Below are 18,789 nucleotides of genomic sequence, written 5' to 3'. Positions count from 1 at the left end.
GATAACTGTTAAGTTTCTACTGACTGTTCTTCTTTTTTTGCTACAAAGAAAGCGGCTAAGGTGATAAACATTCCTCCAAATAGGCAATAGGCTCCACTCATTGGTAGAGAAATTGCATTGAAATTCAGGATCATTTTGGAGCCAATCAATGGGGGTTGGTAAGCCATCGGTTCTCCTTTCTCATCTACAAATTTGATGGCGGCATTTTCTTTAAGATTATGGCCATAGTCATATTCCCATCGGTAGAAATCATACATTCCTGCAGTGCCTAATAAACTCATCACAATGAACCAGGTAATATACAGTTTTTTGTTTCCTACAAATCCAAACAAAACACCAAGAACGGCCATGCTGATGATGACTGGAGGGAAAATATCAAATTCAGCCATTTCAGTAGGGATATCTTTCATCCCTACATAGTGATTCATCAAGTTGATATTTTTGATGTCATTGGGGTTGTGGTCTACGATCTTGTTGATCCAAATATCCATGCCAATGGCTTCAGGATATTGAGGAGCTTCCAACGTGATATTCCAGAGTGGTAGGACAAAGAGAAGGAGGATCATCAAAGAGCCTACGATCATCATTATTTTAGACAATTTCATTTTTTTGTTGTTTGTGATTGGATGGTTGTGGTAAAGTAGGGGGACGAACCTTAGCAAAACGCCCCCCTCAAACCAACACTTTTTATTCTCCGTCGAGCGTCCAGCTCAATTCTATGTCAGAATTTTCAGGAGACACTCTCACATATCCTTGCATTTCCTGGTGAAGTGCAGAACAGAAGTCTGTACAGTAGAATGGCCATACACCTTCACCCTTAGGTTCCCATACGAATGTTTCTGTTTGCCCAGGCATGATCAATAGTTCAGAAGTATTCGCACCGATCATACTGATACCATGAGGTACATCATAGTCTTGCTCCAAGTTAGTCACGTGGAAATAAACTCGGTCACCTTCTTTGATTCCTTCGATGTTGTCAGGAGCAAAGTGGCTTCGAATCATTGTCATGTAAATGTGTACGTCTTTACCATCTCTGACTACCTTGGCATCCTTCTCAGACTTCGTCACATATGGGTGCTCGTTTTCTTCCAAAGGATAGATCTTCTTGGAATTGGGCTTGATCAGATCCGCTGGTATACCTGCAGCATAGTGAGGCTCTCCAAGCGTTGGGAAGTCAAGTAGCAATTCCATTTTCTCGCCAGAGATGTCATACAATTGCGCAGACTGAGTCACTTCTGGGCCAGTAGGTAAGTATCTGTCTTTGGTGATTTTGTTCATCGCGATCAAGTATTTACCGAAAGGTGCCTGAGAATTACCGCCAGGGATCATCAAGTGACCCACAGAGTAGTAGGTAGGCTTTCTGTCTATGACTTCCCAGGTGCCTAGTTTCCATTTTACCACTTCAGAAGAGATAAAGAAAGTAGTGTATGCATTACCTTTAGCGTCAAATTCTGTATGCAAAGGACCCAAGCCAGGCTGAACAACTACTCCAGCTAGTACATCCTCGAAGTTTAAGATCGGAATACCGTAAGCTTCTCCATCGAATTTTTCGTTTTCTATAGCATCCATCATTTTTGTGAAAGAGTGCACAGTTACGTTAGCTGATAGCTTACCGCTACCTACAATGTACTCACCTGTAGGATCTACATCACATCCATGAGGAGACTTAGGCATTGGCATGAAATATACTAATCCAGGGCATTTGGCAGGGTCAAGTATTTTCACCTCTTTTTCCCAAGTAGTAGTAGCCATATGCGTCTTTTCATCATACACATTATGCGCATAGTTGGTCGCCATGGTAGTGAAGTTGCCTTGAGCAATGTACTCTTCAGCTTTTTTCCAGTTGATAGCCGCTACGAAATCCTTGTCATTTTGAGAAGCATTTACTTCCATTAAAGTATTTGCTTCTTCTGTGTTGTATGTAGTAAAGAAGAACCAACCGTGAGATTTACCTCTTCCAGGGTGTGCTTTGTCGTAATCAAACCCAGGCATCATGATCTGAAATTCGATATTCATTTCACCAGATTCCTGATCTACTTTCAAGAATGACATAGCACCTTTGAAGTTGCCTTTGTAGTCGGCAATAGGCATGTCTCTTTGTGGAACTGGTACAGCGAACCTGGTGCCTGCCACTACATATTCGGTATTGTCAGTTACGTAAGATGAACTGTGGTTACCCGCAGAGTTTGGAATTTCAATAGTCTCAACAGTTTCGAATGTAGTCAAGTCAATACGTGCAATTCTTGGCGTGTTGTTTTCATTGATGAAAACCCAGCGTCCATCTAGCTTACCGTTAGTTTGAGAAATGTCCGGATGGTGGGCATCACCCCAAGGAATGAAACCATAAGAAGTGTTCAATAATGCCTTGGTTTCTTCATTGAATCCGTAAGCCTTTTCTGCATCCACTGAAAATACTGGGATGTTTTTAAATACTCTGCCTGACGGCATACCTATTACGGACAATTGGCCATTGAATCCGCCAGAAATGAAACCGTAGAATTCGTCGTGCTCTCCTGGCGCTACGAATGAGCGTGAAGCTAGGTCGCCGCTCAGTGCACCGCTATTTTCGTTGCCTCCCGGCTGGCAACCTACTGCAAAAAGTAGGGCTACGCTGGCCAAAATGCTTGTTATTTTTTTGATACTCATTTTATGATCGTTTAATTGATGATTTATAATATGATTTTGTCTACCACATTGATGACTCCATTGGTAGTTTGGATCGTGGCTAAAACTTTTGCCCCGGCAACGAATACGTCATCGCCTTCCACCGTTACTTCCAGATATTGTCCAGTAGCTGTATAGATCTTGCGACCTTTTCTAGCTTCTTTCTTTAGTGCATCAAGGTCGTAGGAACCTGGTGCTGCATGACCAGTAAGAATGTTAGCCAGTTTGGCTTTGTTCTCTGGCTTGAGTAGGTCGTCTACGGTGCCTTCCGGCAAAGCTGCAAATGCGTCATTAGTAGGGGCAAATACAGTTAAAGGGCCAGCGTTAACAAGCACATGTTCGATCTCAGCTGCTTGTACAGCTGCTACTAGAGTGCTATGTGCTTCTGAGCCTATAGCTACTTGCAAAATATTGGCTTCCGAGACATTATCTTCTACAGAGGCCTGTCCTTTAGGGTGCGAAGTGGCTGTTTCAGATTCCGAAACTGGCGCCGTATATCGCTCCACATTCTTATTGCATCCGATGACAGCAAAGACCATCAGCGCAAGGAATAGTTTGGTGAAAGGGTGAGATTTCATAGTATTTCTGTTAGTTGAAAAATCGTTTATAGTGTTCTGAAATATTCCAGAACCGCTCTTGCTTCATCTTCGGTTAGGTTTTGATTGGCCATCGGTGAACCATTGAACTCAATAAGTAATTGTTTCGCTAATGGATCTTTCAGTACCATTTCATCAGGGTTCAAAATCATATTCATTACCCAAGCAGGATTTCTTCTACTAAAAATGTCTTTAGGAGAAGGTCCAATGAATTTTTTGTTCACTTTATGACAAGCCGTACACTTGGCTTCAAAAATGACCTTGCCTTCTTCAGCTTTAGTTTGATCAATATCTGCTGGAAATTCAAAAGATGAAATGGGGCCTATGCCATTATATTTTTGATATTCCTTTTCCATCTCAGCAACTGATTTTGGAGCTTTTTTGGCATATTTCTCTTTTACACTTTCGCTGCTACTTTTTTCGCCACCACAAGCGCCTAAAATCAAGAGAAGACCAAGGAGTGGGTATGTTAACTTTTTCATAAATTCTCGAATTGTTTTGCAGTAAAAGTATTGTTCGAGCGCAGCTGAAACTATGACGCAAGTCAGTTTTGTATAAGAGAGATGTCATCTGAAACAGGCATTTTTCGCAATGTTATTTTAAAAAAAGAGACAGACTGTATTTAGATGTATGATCATGATTTTATCACATTGCTAATAAAACACCAGTATTATTAAATAAAATACCAGAGATTATCGTGATTACTTAGTAGGTTTGCAACAGCTAGTGCCAAGAATGCAACTAACCCAAAATTGAGTTTAATAGTAGGAGAATTAAAATCAAGCATGACATGGTAATTGGTGTTGTAAAATGTCCAGAAGAGAATCTGGTCGCCCTCGTTCCACAGGTGGCTGCAAAACTGATCAAAGACGAATATCAAATCGTTGTAGAATCGGGAGCAGGTAAGGCCTCAGGATATAATGATGAACTGTATGAGTCTGCGGGCTCAGTGATTTCCTCACGGACGGAGGTGCTTTCTAAAGCAGATATAATCCTTGCCGGCACCAGCATTTCAAAATCAGATATTGATCAAATCAAAGCAGGCGCAATACTAGTTGGTAAATTCAATGGTCGTGTGGAGTCTGAGTTAATTACAAATCTAAAAACATCTGAGGCTCAAGTATTCAGCCTTGATTTGTTGCCTAGATCTACTATTGCGCAATCGATGGATGTACTTTCGTCGTTGGCGTCACTTTCAGGTTACAAAGCTGTGATTTCTGCGGCTGACGAGTTCGCAGGTTATTTCCCTATGATGACCACTTCAGCAGGTACTATACCTCCAGCACGTGTTTTGGTATTAGGAGCAGGAGTAGCAGGATTGCAAGCCATTGCTACAGCAAAGAGACTGGGAGCTATTGTAGAGGCTTTCGATGTGCGAACAGCGGTGAGGGAAGAAGTACAAAGTCTAGGGGCAAAATTCATCGAAGTGGAGGGCGCTCAAGAAGATAGTGCTGCAGGAGGATATGCTGTAGAGCAATCCAATGAATACATTGCCAAACAAAAAGAACTCATTCACCAAACTGCAGTGAAGGCCGATGTAGTTATCACTACAGCGAATATTCCAGGAAGGAAAGCACCGGTTTTGATAGAAAACAGAACGGTGAATGCCATGAAACAGGGTAGTGTTATTGTGGACATGGCCTCTGCTAGTGGTGGCAACTGTGAGTTGTCCAAAGATGATCAAGTCATTGATGTCGATGGCGTAACCATCATTGGGGATGCTAAACTTTACAATCAGATGGGCAAGCAAGCGAGCTTGCTCTACAGCAACAATATTTACAATTTCTTGAAATACGTTCTCAAAGAAGGTAAGGATGATTTACCGTATGACAGTGAGATTGTCAGCCAGTCATTGTTGAAGGCAGAAAAGAAGTCTGCCGTTACCGCCTAATTATTACCATTAAATTCAGAAAACATGTTAGAGATATTAGATTATCTGAAGGATCATGTGCTTATGATCAACTTATTAATTATCACTATTTACCTGGGCTTTGAAGTGATTTCGAAAGTGCCAACAGTACTTCATACTCCATTGATGTCTGGGTCCAATGCAATCAGTGGTATTGTAATTATTGGTGCTATTATTTTGGTCCGGCAGGCAGATGTAACTGACTACCTAACCTTAGGGTTAGGAGCTTTAGGAATAGTATTGGGTACTATCAATGTGGTAGGTGGTCATGCGGTGACCAACCGAATGTTGGAAATGTTTAAGAAGAAATAAGATGCAGTACATAGAACTTTTATATATCGTCTCAACTGTATTGTTGATCGTAGGGTTAAGAAAATTGAGCAGCCCATCTACGGCTAGAAATGGAAATGTGATTGCTGCGTTGGGTATGGGCTCAGCTATTCTAGTGGCCATATTCAGCCCAATGGCAAATGATCAGGGTAACCTGCTGTATATTTTTGGAGCCATAACTGTAGGGTCTGTTATCGGCTTAGTGTATTCCAAAAAAGTAGAAATGACTGGTATCCCGGAATTGGTCTCTGTATTTAATGGCTTTGGGGGCGCTTGTGCGGTAAGTATTTCCATTCTTGAGGCTTATAAGTTTGATGCCTCTTCTTCTTATGGATTGATGGCAACGACTTACATGGCATTATTTATCGGTGGTGTGGCTTTTACAGGTAGTTTGATTGCTTATGGCAAATTGGCTGGTAAGGTCAAAGATTGGAGAAGTGCAATCTCTTCTTATTTCAATCTGATCTGGTTGGTGTTATGTTTAGGCCTCATTGTATTTCAAGTGGCTAACCCTACTACCTACGCGTATTTGCCTCTAGTTATTCTTGCTGTTTCACTCATTTACGGTTTGACTTTTGTCTGGCCAATCGGTGGGGCTGATATGCCAGTTGTTATTTCTTTGCTCAATGCTTTGACGGGTATTGCTGCGGCTCTGGCAGGTTTGGTCTATGGTAATATGGTCATGTTGCTAGGTGGTGTATTGGTAGGTTCTTCTGGAGCCATACTTACCATCTTGATGTGTCAGGCCATGAATCGATCCTTAATCAACGTAGTAGTCGGTGGTTTTGGCAGTTCTGTAGGCGCCACCGCTACTGATCAGGGCGATATCAAAGAAACCACCGCTAATGACACAGCCATCATGATGCGTTATGCGCAAAACGTAATGGTCATTCCGGGCTATGGTATGGCAGTAGCTCAGGCGCAAAAGGCATGTAAGGAATTGGATAAGAGTCTAACCTCGAGGGGAGTGAACGTTAATTACGCTATACACCCGGTAGCGGGTCGTATGCCAGGTCATATGAATGTACTTCTCGCAGAAGCGGATGTGCCGTACAATAAACTCATCGATTTGGATGATGCCAATAGTATGTTGACCGATACTGATGTATGTTTGGTAGTGGGTGCTAATGACGTAGTCAACCCTTCTGCACTAGATGATCCGGGAAGTCCAATTTACGGGATGCCTGTGTTGGAAATCCTGAATTCCAAAAATGTGGTGGTGCTAAAGAGAGGAATGAGTAAAGGTTATTCAGGAATTGAAAACCCATTGTTTTTTAGTGAGAAAACTAAAATGTTATTTGGAGATGCCAAAGACACCATTGAGACACTCAATAATGAGGTAAAAGTGATGGATTAGTTGTGAAAATATTAAATAATTAACTAGGCATTATGCCTATCTATTAATTAGGTATATATGCCTATTGCTTCTCGGAAGTACTCAGAGTACATTTGATTTAGCAGCATTTAAATGAGATTTATTGAATTTGGTCATGAAATGGTTTCATGAATTTTGGTCTTATTTAATTATTTAATATGAAAACTAACTTAACCTTTTCCATGGGCACCATAGTGTGCTTAGTAGTACTAATTTGCCCTTTTCAATCCATTTCCCAAAGTGATATTTCATTAGAAAAGATATCAACGTATTATACGGATGTTTTTGCTGAAAGTGCCACTGAGATTGTTGCGCATGATCCGTTCACGCAGAGACTATTTGTAACAAATAGTTTTGCAAGTACAATTGATATTTTGGATATCTCCCAGCCTGAGTCTATAACACTCCATTCATCCATCAGTTTGGTTTTGTATGGGAAAAGTGCCAATAGCGTTGCAGTATATCGTGGGATTGTGGCCGCAGCGGTGGAAAATGTAGACAAACAAGCCAATGGGAAAATTGTGTTTTTCAATACTGATGGTCAATTTCTCAATGAGGTCGAAGCCGGTGCATTACCAGATAATGTGGTGTTTTCTCCAAATGGGAGGTATGTAATCAGTGCAAACGAAGGAGAACCAAACGATGATTATACCATTGATCCCGAGGGCAGTGTAACTATTGTCGATCTTCGCAGAGGTGTTCAGAATATTAATCAAAGTGATGTTCAACAAGTAGGGTTTACAAGTTTCAATAACGCAAATTTAGATGCTAGTATTAGAGTATCTTCTAACCCCGGATCATCAACTGTAGCACAAGACCTGGAGCCCGAATACATTACAGTATCAAAATATTCGAGGTATGCATGGGTGGCACTCCAAGAAAATAATGCTTTAGCCATCATTGATATTCGAAGAGGTAGGGTAAAACGACTCGTAGGGTTAGGATTTAAGGACCATTCAACGTATGGTAATGGATTGGACGCTAGTAACGAAACTGCCGAAATTGATATAGCCAACTGGCCAATCAAAGGCATGTATATGCCTGATGCAATTGCAAATTATAGAAAGTGTGGGAGGGAATACATTGTATTAGCCAATGAAGGAGACAGTAGAGATTATGCAGGGTACAGCGAGGAGGTTAGAGTTAAAGACCTGATGCTGGATCCAACGGTATTTCCAAATGCTGCCGATCTACAATCCAATACTGCAATTGGACGGATGAAAACGACGACAGCCACTGGAGATGCAGATGGTGATGGACTATTTGAGGAAATATACACTTATGGTGCCAGGTCATTCTCTATAAGAAGAGCCAATGGTAGACTCATTTACGATAGTGGGGACGAATTTGAACAAATCACGGCACTTGAACTTCCGGATAATTTTAATTCGACAAATGATGAGAATGGGTCTTTCAAAGACAGAAGTGATGATAAAGGACCAGAGCCAGAAGCCATAGAAATAGCTAAATTCAAAGGTAGAACTTATGCTTTTATTGGATTAGAGAGAGTTGGAGGAATAATGATTTATGACATTTCTAATCCTTTTCACCCTGAGTTTGTAAGCTATACAAACAATCGAAATTTTGATGCGCCAGTAGATTCCAGAGATGCGGAGGATCTTGGGCCGGAAGATGTAGTCTTTGTCAAAAAGAGCAAAAGTCCGATCAATGCTCCTATTCTGATTTCAGCTAATGAAGTAAGTGGCACCATTACGATTTTCAAAGTCAATTCGGGACAGCCGAACCATATGAATGCTGAAGCCAGAACTTTGGACAATGAAGATGAAGTGATTGCAGAAGAGCTAGAACAAATGACGGATCAATTACTCGTTTACCCAAATCCTGTCGAACATGGAGTCCTATATTTGAATAAGTCTTTAGATGTCACTGTTTTCAATATTCATGGGCGAAAAGTACTGACAAGCAAAGGGAATAAAGAGATTGATGTTTCCTCCTTGGAGAAAGGACTTTATATCCTTCAATCCGCTGAATCTACAGGTGTCAGATTCATAATTAAATAAATACTGTTTTTTTCTTAACCAATAATAGATGAAGTCAAAAGTAATTTTGTTGACGGTCGTGATGTGTTCATTAAGTTTGAAAATCATGTCTCAACAACTCTCAGAACGAGTCAGAATCAATGGTTATTCAAGTTTTGAATATGAAAACATGATCTCTGATGAAGGAGAAGGAGATCCTAATGGATCCTTCGATGCCGACCTTATTGATTTAGTAATCAATATAGACCTATCAGACAAATTAAGATTTTCTACTGACTTGACCTGGGAGCATGGCGCTGCCACTGAAGATGGACGGGGCAATGTTGCAGTGGAATATGCATTTCCTGAGTACACCGTCAAAGATTGGTTGAAATTTAGGGTAGGAAAGATGTTTACACCATTTGGGATATACAACGAAATCCATACTGCCAAACCTGCATTTCTTGCAGTGAAAGAACCATTAAGTACGAATAAGCCTAATAAGTTTGGTGCCGATGAAAGGTTCTATCCGAGATGGGCAACAGGTATTTCTGTATTAGGAAATTTCATGGTTAGTTCAGTTGAATTTGAATATCACGTACAACTGAGTAATGGTTCGCAAGAGAATACCAACCCTTTTGAAGAAGATGACAATAAAGAAAAAGCCATAGCTTCAAGACTACTCATTAGTCCGGTTAGTAATTTAAAGTTAGGCCTATCCACTTATTCAGATAGAGTAACAGAGCTAGACGGAGCCGGCGATGACACGGGTAATCGAACCAAGGTTTTTAGTTTTAGTACACATGCGGAATATACCATTGGAAATGCAGGGTTGGAATTGGAGTATGTTTCGGGAAATACTAAACCTTCGGCAGGTGGTAGTTTGAAAAAAAATGCCATTGAGGCGATGGTGTATTATACTTTTATAGAAAGGCTCACTCCCTATATTAGATATGAATTTCTAGACCCAAACAAGGATATAGATGATGATCAAGCGAATATGTTCAGTGTTGGTCTGAATACTCGTATTGATAAAAATTTCTTTCTCAAGGCTCAATACAACTCCATCTCTTCCGGAAATCAAAACGCTGAGTTTGCCGGTGTAGGTTATAGTGAGTTTCAGGCTGCTATTGTTCTAGGTTTTTAATATGAAAATGATGAAAGAGATGAATAAAAAAGTATCTAATTATAAGCTAATTCTCATTGGATTATTTACCCTAATCATGTTGAGCAATTATGAAGCGGAAGCACAATCAGATTTCGTAGTAATAGCAAATGCAAAGGTGCCCATAGAGACGATTGATAAAAATATGCTTAAGAGAGTATACAATGGCTTTACCACCCAATGGAAAAACTCCACTAAGATTAAACCATGCTATGTCCAAATTAAAAATGAAGCCTTCTGGAAATACATTGGAACTTCAAATACCAATTTTCAGAAATTCTGGACCAAAAGAGTTTTTTCAGGCAATGGGGTTTCTCCAGTAGAACACAAGAGTAGTGCTGATTTGATCAAATATGTAAACGAAATTCCTGGTGCAATAGGAATATTGAATGCAGAGGATAAGAACCTTATTGGGGCTAATAGTAAAATTCTACCTGTTCAAAATTAAAAAACTGAGAATGACTTTGATTAGCAAAGTCATTCTCAGTTCTATGAATCTAATGAACTAAGATCTTGCTTAATGACTTTAATTAAACGATTCAATATTGGAAAGAAAGTTACTGTTGGGTATGTCGTAATTATATGCATTACTACTGCCTGTAGCTTTTATAGTGTGCTCAAGTTGAGAGAAAGTAGGAGTACAGAAGAGAAAATATCAGAGGTATTTAGTGCACTTCTTATCAAAATGGATCAAATGAAAGATCTAGTCGAAAACGCTAAAAAATACTCGAACAACTGGATATATAATCCTAATGAAGAAGACAAGGCTGCTTTAGTAGAACTACAAACCAAAAAATTTCCAGGCTTAGCAGCAGAGATCAAATTGCTTCAAGAGAATTGGAGCAGAGATAATCGCTTAGATAGTCTGGATCAAATGTTAGGTATATTCAAGGAGAACATAGGATATCAAAAGGAATTAATGAATCATTTGAGTACTATAGATAGCTATACGAACGACTCGATTATTTTCTACTTAGCGATCCCATTATTTGATGAAAAACTTGAGCCGCAGTTGAATCTACTTTCTGGGCAATTGGAAAGGTTTACATCAGAACTAAAACAATTTTCTGATGAACTAATTGTTGAAAAGAATGCTTCTTTGGACTGGGTTGAAAAAATCACTATTCTATTGACACTCCTTTCAATCTTTCTTGGAGTTATTGCTTCTTATGTAGTTACATCCTCGATTGCAAAACCTATCAGACTTCTTAATGAGAATATTCAAAAAATGGGTTTTGGAGAGTTGCCAAAATTTGACTTCAAAACCACATCCGATGAAATAGGTGATATGGTAAAGTCTTTAAGTCAATTGAGAAACAACTTAGAAATCACTTCGACTTTTGCGCTAAACATCGGTAAAGGGCAACTTGAACAAGAATATCAGGTGCTCAGCGAAAAAGACGTGCTTGGAAAATCTCTGGTTACTATGCGAGATAATTTGAACAAAGTGATCAGTGAAACTCAGGATGTAGTTCAGAAAGCCGGGACAGAAGGTAAGTTAAGTAGCCGTATTGAAATGAAAGAAAAGTCTGGCGCTTGGAGTGAATTATCTGAAGCGATCAACAATCTTTTGAGCTCAATATCTGAACCCGTATTATCTGTGAATGAGATTGTCAATGCTATGGCCGACGGGGATTTGACAAAAACAATGCAAAAGGATCTAAAAGGCGATTTTAAACTGTTGTCAGATAATTTGAATAAAGCATTGGGTAATTTGAATGGATTTTTAAATCAAATTGCAAAAGATGCGAATTCTATGAATTCATCTTCTAAGCTTATGCAAGTGTCAAGTGACGAAATGGCGTCCAACACAAGCGAAATAGCCACAGCCATCGGACAAATGAGTAGCGGGGCGCAAAACCAAGTAGGAAAAGTTGATGAGTCATCTCAATTAATTGAGGGAATTTTGACTTCATCAAATGAAATGGGTCAAAGAGCGGATAGGATAAATAATGCTGCTAAAACTGGAGTTGATAACAGTGAACAAGGCATGAAAATGGTTGAAAAAGTGGTTGTGAATATGAACGAAATAGCCACATATTCAGATAAAACGAACACATCAATTAGTGTACTTACTGATAGATCTAATCAAATTACTACGATGTTGGCGGTTATTAGTGATATAGCATCTCAAACAAATCTCCTGGCACTGAATGCTGCCATAGAAGCTGCCCAGGCAGGTGATGCAGGAAGAGGATTTGCTGTAGTTGCTGAAGAAATTCGAAAATTGGCCGAAAGCTCCCGATCATCTGCTAAAGAAATTGAACTGCTTGTCACCGGAGTTCAGAGTGATACTAAAGAAGCAGCAAAAGTGATTGAAACTATGCATAAAAGTGTTGTAGAGGGAAATACGACATCAAATCAAGTATTGGAATCATTTCGAAAAATCACTGAGGCGTCTCACAATACATTAGAGTTTTCTGAAGAAATATTAAATGCTGCGAAAATTCAAATTTCAGATATTAACAACGTCGTAAGCATAACTGAAGGAATTGTAGTCATAGCCGAACAGACTGCTTCTGGAACTGAAGAAGTAGCGGCAAGCGCGTCTGAACTATCTGCCGGAATGGAAAACTATAATAATAGGACCATAGAGCTGTCAAACATAGTAGAGAGATTGAACGAAGGACTAGGGAAGTTCGCTCTAGCCGATTCACAGAATGATGAATCTGATCCTGAAGGATTGGATCATGATCAAGACGAAGTTATTCATTCGAACTCTTCAAGTCCACAAATTCAATTTAGCCAGAATTAGCTCTGACTACTATCTAAGGTTGTAAATGATCCATTTGGCTAATAATTTCAAGCGTATAGAATAGTTTTATTAGGATTGTGTAAACAATCTATAAAATGAAAATATTCTCATACGGCCTTTTGTTATCTGTATTATTCTTTAGTTGCAACAAACCCAAAGAAACATTTGACTTTGCTTATGTAGGCACATTCACTCAAGGCCTTGAAGGACCGGCGGTTGATGCTCGTGGCAATCTCTTTTTTGTAAATCCGGAAAAGAATGGGACCATCGGCAAGGTAGATCCAAACGGAAATTTTGAAATCTACATCGATAGTTTACCTGATGGAAGTGTAGCCAATGGCATTCGATTTGATCAGAATGGAATGATGTTTTTAGCTGATTATGTCAATCATAACATTCTCTCCATTGACTCGAAAAATAAGTCCGTCAAGGTCTATGCACATGATAGCACTATGAATCAGCCCAACGATATTGCCATTTCCAGAAACGGGACACTGTATGCCAGCGATCCCAACTGGACAGAAAGCACAGGTAAGCTATGGCGAGTTGATCAAGGCAATGACTTGGTTTTACTAGAATCTAATATGGGCACTACCAACGGCGTAGAAGTAGCACCAGGAGATAGTCTACTGTATGTAAATGAAAGTGTACAGCGGAAGGTTTGGGTTTATGACTTGTCACCAGAAGGCGAAATTTCCAATAAGCGCCTCCTTATTGAATTTCCAGATTATGGATTGGATGGAATGCGATGTGATGAAACGGGCAATCTTTACATTGCGCGGTATGGAAAAGGAACTATTGCAATAGTTTCTCCAAAAGGTGAGTTAATTCGTGAAATAGTACTAACTGCCCAAAAACCGACAAATATAGCTTTTGGAGGGACCGAAGGAAAGACTTGTTATGTCACATGTCAAGACAGAGGATTTATAGAAGCATTTGAGGCTTCGTTCGTCGGAAGATCCTTTTCTCTTCGTAAATAAAGAAAATCAATATTCTGAGTTAGATATTTTTCTTAGTTTAGAGATTGAATCATTTTAATCCTAAACAATGAAATATATGCTAACCAAAACATTCAGCTTGTTTCTTTCAGCTGTTGTATTACTCACCTCCTGTATGCCTTCTAAAAAAGAAGCAGAAGCAGGATTTTCGATTGAATCAGAAAAATATCAATTAGCCAATGGTTTAGATGTAATCCTGCATCAGGATAAATCAGATCCGGTGGTTTCAGTAGGGATATTGTATCATGTGGGCTCTAACCGTGAAAAGCCTGGACGTACTGGTTTCGCTCACCTTTTCGAGCATATGCTTTTTCAGGAATCTGAAAACGTACCTCAAGATCAGTTTTTCAAAATTGTACAAAATGTTGGCGGTACACTCAACGGGTTTACATGGAAGGATGGTACTATGTACTATGAAATTGTACCTAAAAATGCATTGGAAACCATGTTATGGTTAGAGTCGGACAGACTCGGATTTTTGTTGAATACCGTTACAGAAAGCGCATTCGCTAACCAGCAAGAAGTAGTTCAAAATGAAAAGAGACAGCGCGTGGACAATAGACCTTATGGTCATACAAACTACGTGATTGATAAAAACATGTATCCAGAAGGTCACCCATACAACTGGCAAGTGATCGGAGAATTGGTGGATTTGCAAAATGCTACTGTAGCTGATGTCAAGGAGTTTTACAACCAGTTTTATGGACCGAACAATGCCACTTTGGTCATCGCTGGAGATTTCGAAAATGCTGAAATCAAGCCATTGGTAGAAAAATACTTTGGCCCTATTGGAAAAAGAGGTGAAGTAACAGAAATGAAACCTCAACCTGTAAAATTGGATAAGTCCAAAAGGTTTTATCATGAGGATAACTTTGCCACGGCACCTCAATTGAACATGGTTTGGCCTACAATAGAGGAGTTTAATAAGGACGCCTATGCCTTGGATTTCCTTGCCGAAATATTATCAGACGGTAAGAAAGCGCCACTTTACAAGGTGCTTGTGAAAGAAAAAAATCTTACTTCAAATGTAGCTGCCTGGAATAGATCTCAGGAGTTGGCAGGTTCCCTTAGAATCTCTATTAATGCAAATCAAGGAATTCCATTGGATTCTATTGAGTCCAGTATTTATGAGGCATTCGCGCGTTTTGAAGCTGATGGAGTGACTGACAATGATATTGCGCAAGTGAAGGCAAAGATCGAAACGGACTTTTATAACGGAATCGCTAGCGTATTCAACAAAACCTTCCAAATAGCATACTACAATACATTTGCGGGAAGTCCTGAATTTATTGAAAAAGACATAGCTAATATTCAGGCTGTAACCAAAGAGGATGTACTTAGAGTATACAATACATACATTAAGGATCAACCATTTATCCTTACCAGTTTCGTGCCTAAAGGAATGATGGATTTGAGTGCTTCCAATTGCGAAAAAGCAACTGTTGTTGAAGAGGTTATCAAGGAGATGGTAGCAGACAATTCGAATACGGAAGAGGCTGCGGATGAAATAGTAAAATCAGAAACTACATTTGATCGGACGGTGGCGCCTGAGATTGGACCCATGCCTGAACTTACTATACCTTCTCAGTGGAATACCACGTTGCAAAATGGCTTAGCTGTTTATGGTATCGAACAAAGAGAACTTCCATTGGTTCAAGCCAGCTTGGTGATCAGGGGAGGGCATCTTATGGACGATTTAAACAAAATCGGAGTGGCTAATCTGATGACTGACATCATGAATGAGGGAACAGTCAACAAGACACCTCAAGAATTAGAAGAAGCAATAGCGTTATTGGGAGCAGAAATTAATATGTGGACTTCAGAAGATGCGATTACATTCACTGTAAGTTCTTTAGCTAGAAACTTTCCTGCAGCGATGTCGCTTCTAGAGGAGATTCTACTAGAACCTCGCTGGGATGAAGAAGAGTTTGATCTGATCAAAACGAGAACGGTTAACATCGTAAAAAGAAGAAATGGCGATCCCGGTGCTGTAGCTGGCAAGGTGTACAAGAGATTGTTATATGGTTCTGACAATATTCGAGGCTACTCCACTATGGGAACCGCAGAAGATGTGGAAAATATTAGCATCGAAGATCTAAAGGCCTTTTATGATAATAATTTTTCACCATCCGTATCTAGTTTTCATGTAGTAGGAGATATTTCTCAAGAAGAGGTTGCCAATACACTTGGTGGTTTTGAATCAAAATGGAGTGCGAAGGAAGTGAGTATTCCATCGTATGAGGCCCCATCTAATCCTGAAAAACCATCTTTATATTTTGTTGACTTCCCTGATGCAAAGCAGTCAGTGATCAATATCGGTTATCTATCCATGCCAAGAACAGATCCGGACTATTACCCAGCAACTGTAATGAATTACAAATTGGGAGGGTCTTTTAGTGGAAATGTGAATTTGATTCTACGAGAAGAAAAAGGTTATACCTATGGAGCTAGAACTGGTTTTTCTGGCGACGCTGATTCGGGAGAATTTACTGCAAGGTCAAGCGTGAGAACGAATACCACCTTTGAGTCTGTGAAGATCTTCAAAGAAGAAATGGAAAAATATAGAGAGGGTATTAGTGAAGAAGATCTTGAGTTTACCAAAAATGCTTTGATCAAATCGAACGCTAGAAGATTTGAAACTTTAGGTGCTATGAGGGGAATGATCGAAACGAGAAGCAAATATGGCTTTGGACCTAACTACATCAAGGATGAAGAAAATGTAGTTAGAAATATGACCTTGGAGGAGCATAAGGCATTGGCTCAAAAGTACATCACACCTGATCAAATGGTTTATTTGGTATCAGGAGATGCTAAAACGCAACTGGAGCAATTCCAGAATACTGGGTTTGAGAAAGTGATTCTTTTGGATAAAGAAGGTAATGAAGTGGAAGAACCAATTACTATTGTGAAATAGAAATAAAACCTCGTCACTTCGACTGAAAGGAGAAGTCCCCATCGGAATGCAGTGTGCTGAGTTATACAAAAACAGCTGTTGCTGCCGTCAGGGACTTCTCAGTCGTCAATTCACTTGGTGAATTGTCTCCTTCGAAGTGACGTGGATTTTTTTGATCTACATGGAAAGAGGCGGAGCAGTTTATATCGTGACAAACATCCATCACACTGTATTCTATGTGGGAGTAACTTCGGATCTAAACGCGCGTATTTACGAGCATAAAACAAAGCTTTATCCTAAGAGCTTTACTGCTAAATATAATATTGATAAACTGGTTTACTTTGAAGGGTTTCACTCTATAGAGGAAGCTATTGATCGAGAAAAACAAATCAAAAAATATAGGCGAGAGAAAAAGATCTGGTTAATTGAGTCTATTAACTCCGAATGGAACGATTTGTATGAGTCGCTAGAATAGCTACGAAAAATTATAACTTACCATATCTCGTCACTTCGACTGAAAGGAGAAGTCCCCAAAGGAATGCAGTGTGCTGAGTTTTACAAAAACAGCTGTTGCTGCCTTCAGGGACTTCTCAGTCGTCAATTCACTTGGTGAATTGTCTCCTTCGAAGTGACGTGGTTTTTATTATTATCGCAGGTGATGCCAAAGGCATCCCTTCGGGACAACACCAGTGTGGCGAAGGAGAATGAGGAGTTAGTAAGGGGCATACAGCCTCTTTTTTTGTTTTTTTGAAACTAAAAAAGACGAAATGGGTACATTTATATCATGTATGTATCTATTACCCGCCTAAAACTAAAATCCATCTGGCAGCTGCCGAAATTTGCCAGTCTGTCCAACAAGGTGGCTCGCCAGGCCAAAGCTTCTCCTGGAAATTTAAAAGTAAGGCTTTCCAATCAGTGGTTTAGGTATTTTTATACTATTACCCATTGGAATACCAAAGAAGCCATGCAACAGTTTATGTTCCATGGAGAGCATAAAGTGGCCATGCAGCGGTGGGGTGATTTTGCCTCTGAAGTAAAGGCTTACGGTTTTGAAACCAATGATCCGCCCAAATGGAAAGAAGCAAGATTGCTGATCAAAAAACAAGGGAGGATAACTAGTTAAGTTATGAATAGAATTGATCGACTCACTGCTATCATGCTCAAATTGCAGAGCAAAAGACATGTAACCATAGATGATATTTCTGATCATTTTGACATCAGTGAAAGAACCGTCTTTCGGGATATTAAAGCACTCGGAGAAGCAGGAGTGCCTATAGGATTTGAAAAGGATAGAGGTTATTTTATTGTAGAAGGATATTACATTCCTCCGGTAATGTTCACCAAGGAAGAGGCTGGAGCTATATTGTTAGCTGGCAAGCTACTGGAGAGGCAAGGAGACAAATCTCTGGTGGATCAGTTCGAACAGGCTCTTACCAAAGTGAGAGCCGTACTGAAGAATACCCAGAAGGATTATGTACAGGAGTTGGAAAAGTATATTGAGATAGTTTCTCCTACCATTCCAGTCGAGCAGGCTTTCCCTGATCTTTTTTTAAATGATATAAAGAATGCGTTGATCAATCATCAGGTTTTGTCTTTTGAGTACTATGCTAATTACAGCGATTCATATTCTTCCAGGGAGGTTGAGCCACTAGGTATTTGTCATTATGCTAATCACTGGCACTTGATTGCTTATTGTAGAATGCGCAATGGAGTTCGTGACTTTAGAACCGATCGAATCAGTAAACTCCATGTGCTGGATCAGCATTTCGACCCATCGCTCAGAGACGACTTTAAGGATCACATTTTTGTTAGGCAAATGCCGCAAGATGTGAGCGAAGTGAAAGTTATGTTTGACAAAAAAGTGGCCAGGATCATTGGAGATCAGCGCTATTTCTATGGGTTCATAGACGAAAAGAAAACAGAGGAAGGTGTTGAGATGACTTTCATGGTCGGAGAGTGCGAATACTTTGCTCGTTGGTTACTGATGTTTACGGATTCAGCCAGAATTCTCAATTCAGAAAAAATGGAGAATTCAATGCGTGAATTGATTGACCAACTCGAAAAACATTATCAGGCTCAATTGATGTAAAAATTCAAATATCAATAAATCTCAGAGTTATTCTAA

Annotated in this window: 16 protein-coding genes; 12 read left to right on the top strand and 4 right to left on the bottom strand. The window is 39.7% G+C overall.

What is annotated here, in order from left to right:
* Positions 1 to 8: 8 nt before the first annotated feature.
* The 4 genes from ACOQO5_RS01555 to ACOQO5_RS01540 form a co-directional block, all read right to left on the bottom strand.
* The gene (locus ACOQO5_RS01555; protein ID WP_420579921.1) at positions 9 to 605 is read right to left on the bottom strand and encodes a hypothetical protein; all 597 of its coding nucleotides are present in this window, start codon (positions 603 to 605) and stop codon (positions 9 to 11) included.
* Between the two features lie 82 nt (positions 606 to 687).
* Positions 688 to 2,646 (bottom strand): Sec-dependent nitrous-oxide reductase, encoded by a 1,959-nt coding sequence (nosZ, locus tag ACOQO5_RS01550; RefSeq protein ID WP_420579920.1) that lies wholly within the window; start codon positions 2,644 to 2,646, stop codon positions 688 to 690.
* Between the two features lie 23 nt (positions 2,647 to 2,669).
* On the bottom strand, positions 2,670 to 3,242 hold the full coding sequence (locus ACOQO5_RS01545) for a fasciclin domain-containing protein (RefSeq protein ID WP_420579919.1): 573 nt from the start codon (positions 3,240 to 3,242) through the stop codon (positions 2,670 to 2,672).
* A gap of 26 nt (positions 3,243 to 3,268) precedes the next feature.
* A complete protein-coding gene (locus tag ACOQO5_RS01540) occupies positions 3,269 to 3,742 on the bottom strand; it encodes a c-type cytochrome (RefSeq protein ID WP_420579918.1) in 474 nt (157 codons plus the stop codon).
* Between the two features lie 308 nt (positions 3,743 to 4,050).
* Here ACOQO5_RS01540 and ACOQO5_RS01535 point away from each other — a divergent pair, with 308 nt between their 5' ends.
* The 12 genes from ACOQO5_RS01535 to ACOQO5_RS01480 all read left to right on the top strand — a co-directional run bounded on the left by ACOQO5_RS01535 (position 4,051) and on the right by ACOQO5_RS01480 (position 18,753).
* On the top strand, positions 4,051 to 5,151 hold the full coding sequence (locus ACOQO5_RS01535; RefSeq protein ID WP_420579917.1) for an NAD(P) transhydrogenase subunit alpha: 1,101 nt from the start codon (positions 4,051 to 4,053) through the stop codon (positions 5,149 to 5,151).
* 24 nt (positions 5,152 to 5,175) lie between these two features.
* Complete coding sequence (locus ACOQO5_RS01530) at positions 5,176 to 5,481, top strand: NAD(P) transhydrogenase subunit alpha (protein ID WP_420579916.1); 306 nt, start codon at positions 5,176 to 5,178, stop codon at positions 5,479 to 5,481.
* Between the two features lies 1 nt (position 5,482).
* Entirely contained in the window at positions 5,483 to 6,856 is a 1,374-nt protein-coding gene (locus ACOQO5_RS01525) for an NAD(P)(+) transhydrogenase (Re/Si-specific) subunit beta (protein ID WP_420579915.1), read from the top strand.
* Between the two features lie 176 nt (positions 6,857 to 7,032).
* Positions 7,033 to 8,895, top strand: coding sequence for a choice-of-anchor I family protein (locus ACOQO5_RS01520; RefSeq protein ID WP_420579914.1), 1,863 nt, complete (start codon positions 7,033 to 7,035; stop codon positions 8,893 to 8,895).
* Positions 8,896 to 8,923: 28 nt separating this feature from the next.
* A complete protein-coding gene (locus tag ACOQO5_RS01515; protein WP_420579913.1) occupies positions 8,924 to 10,000 on the top strand; it encodes a hypothetical protein in 1,077 nt (358 codons plus the stop codon).
* A gap of 19 nt (positions 10,001 to 10,019) precedes the next feature.
* On the top strand, positions 10,020 to 10,466 hold the full coding sequence (locus ACOQO5_RS01510) for a hypothetical protein (RefSeq protein WP_420579912.1): 447 nt from the start codon (positions 10,020 to 10,022) through the stop codon (positions 10,464 to 10,466).
* A gap of 72 nt (positions 10,467 to 10,538) precedes the next feature.
* Positions 10,539 to 12,773 (top strand): methyl-accepting chemotaxis protein, encoded by a 2,235-nt coding sequence (locus ACOQO5_RS01505; protein WP_420579911.1) that lies wholly within the window; start codon positions 10,539 to 10,541, stop codon positions 12,771 to 12,773.
* A 95-nt stretch (positions 12,774 to 12,868) separates the two neighbouring features.
* A complete protein-coding gene (locus tag ACOQO5_RS01500; RefSeq protein WP_420579910.1) occupies positions 12,869 to 13,753 on the top strand; it encodes an SMP-30/gluconolactonase/LRE family protein in 885 nt (294 codons plus the stop codon).
* A gap of 76 nt (positions 13,754 to 13,829) precedes the next feature.
* Positions 13,830 to 16,685, top strand: coding sequence for a M16 family metallopeptidase (locus ACOQO5_RS01495; protein WP_420579909.1), 2,856 nt, complete (start codon positions 13,830 to 13,832; stop codon positions 16,683 to 16,685).
* Positions 16,686 to 16,845: 160 nt separating this feature from the next.
* Complete coding sequence (locus tag ACOQO5_RS01490) at positions 16,846 to 17,139, top strand: GIY-YIG nuclease family protein (protein WP_420579908.1); 294 nt, start codon at positions 16,846 to 16,848, stop codon at positions 17,137 to 17,139.
* A 309-nt stretch (positions 17,140 to 17,448) separates the two neighbouring features.
* The gene (locus ACOQO5_RS01485; RefSeq protein WP_420579907.1) at positions 17,449 to 17,787 is read left to right on the top strand and encodes a hypothetical protein; all 339 of its coding nucleotides are present in this window, start codon (positions 17,449 to 17,451) and stop codon (positions 17,785 to 17,787) included.
* Between the two features lie 3 nt (positions 17,788 to 17,790).
* Positions 17,791 to 18,753: a helix-turn-helix transcriptional regulator gene (locus ACOQO5_RS01480; RefSeq protein WP_420579906.1), complete on the top strand. Its 963-nt coding sequence runs from the start codon at positions 17,791 to 17,793 to the stop codon at positions 18,751 to 18,753.
* The last annotated feature ends 36 nt before the right edge of the window (positions 18,754 to 18,789 follow it).

The organism is Reichenbachiella sp. (assembly GCF_965223055.1).
Taxonomy (GTDB): domain Bacteria; phylum Bacteroidota; class Bacteroidia; order Cytophagales; family Cyclobacteriaceae; genus Reichenbachiella.
The sequence above is the reverse complement of the archived record's forward strand: the minus strand, read 5'-3'. Positions and strand labels throughout refer to the sequence as shown.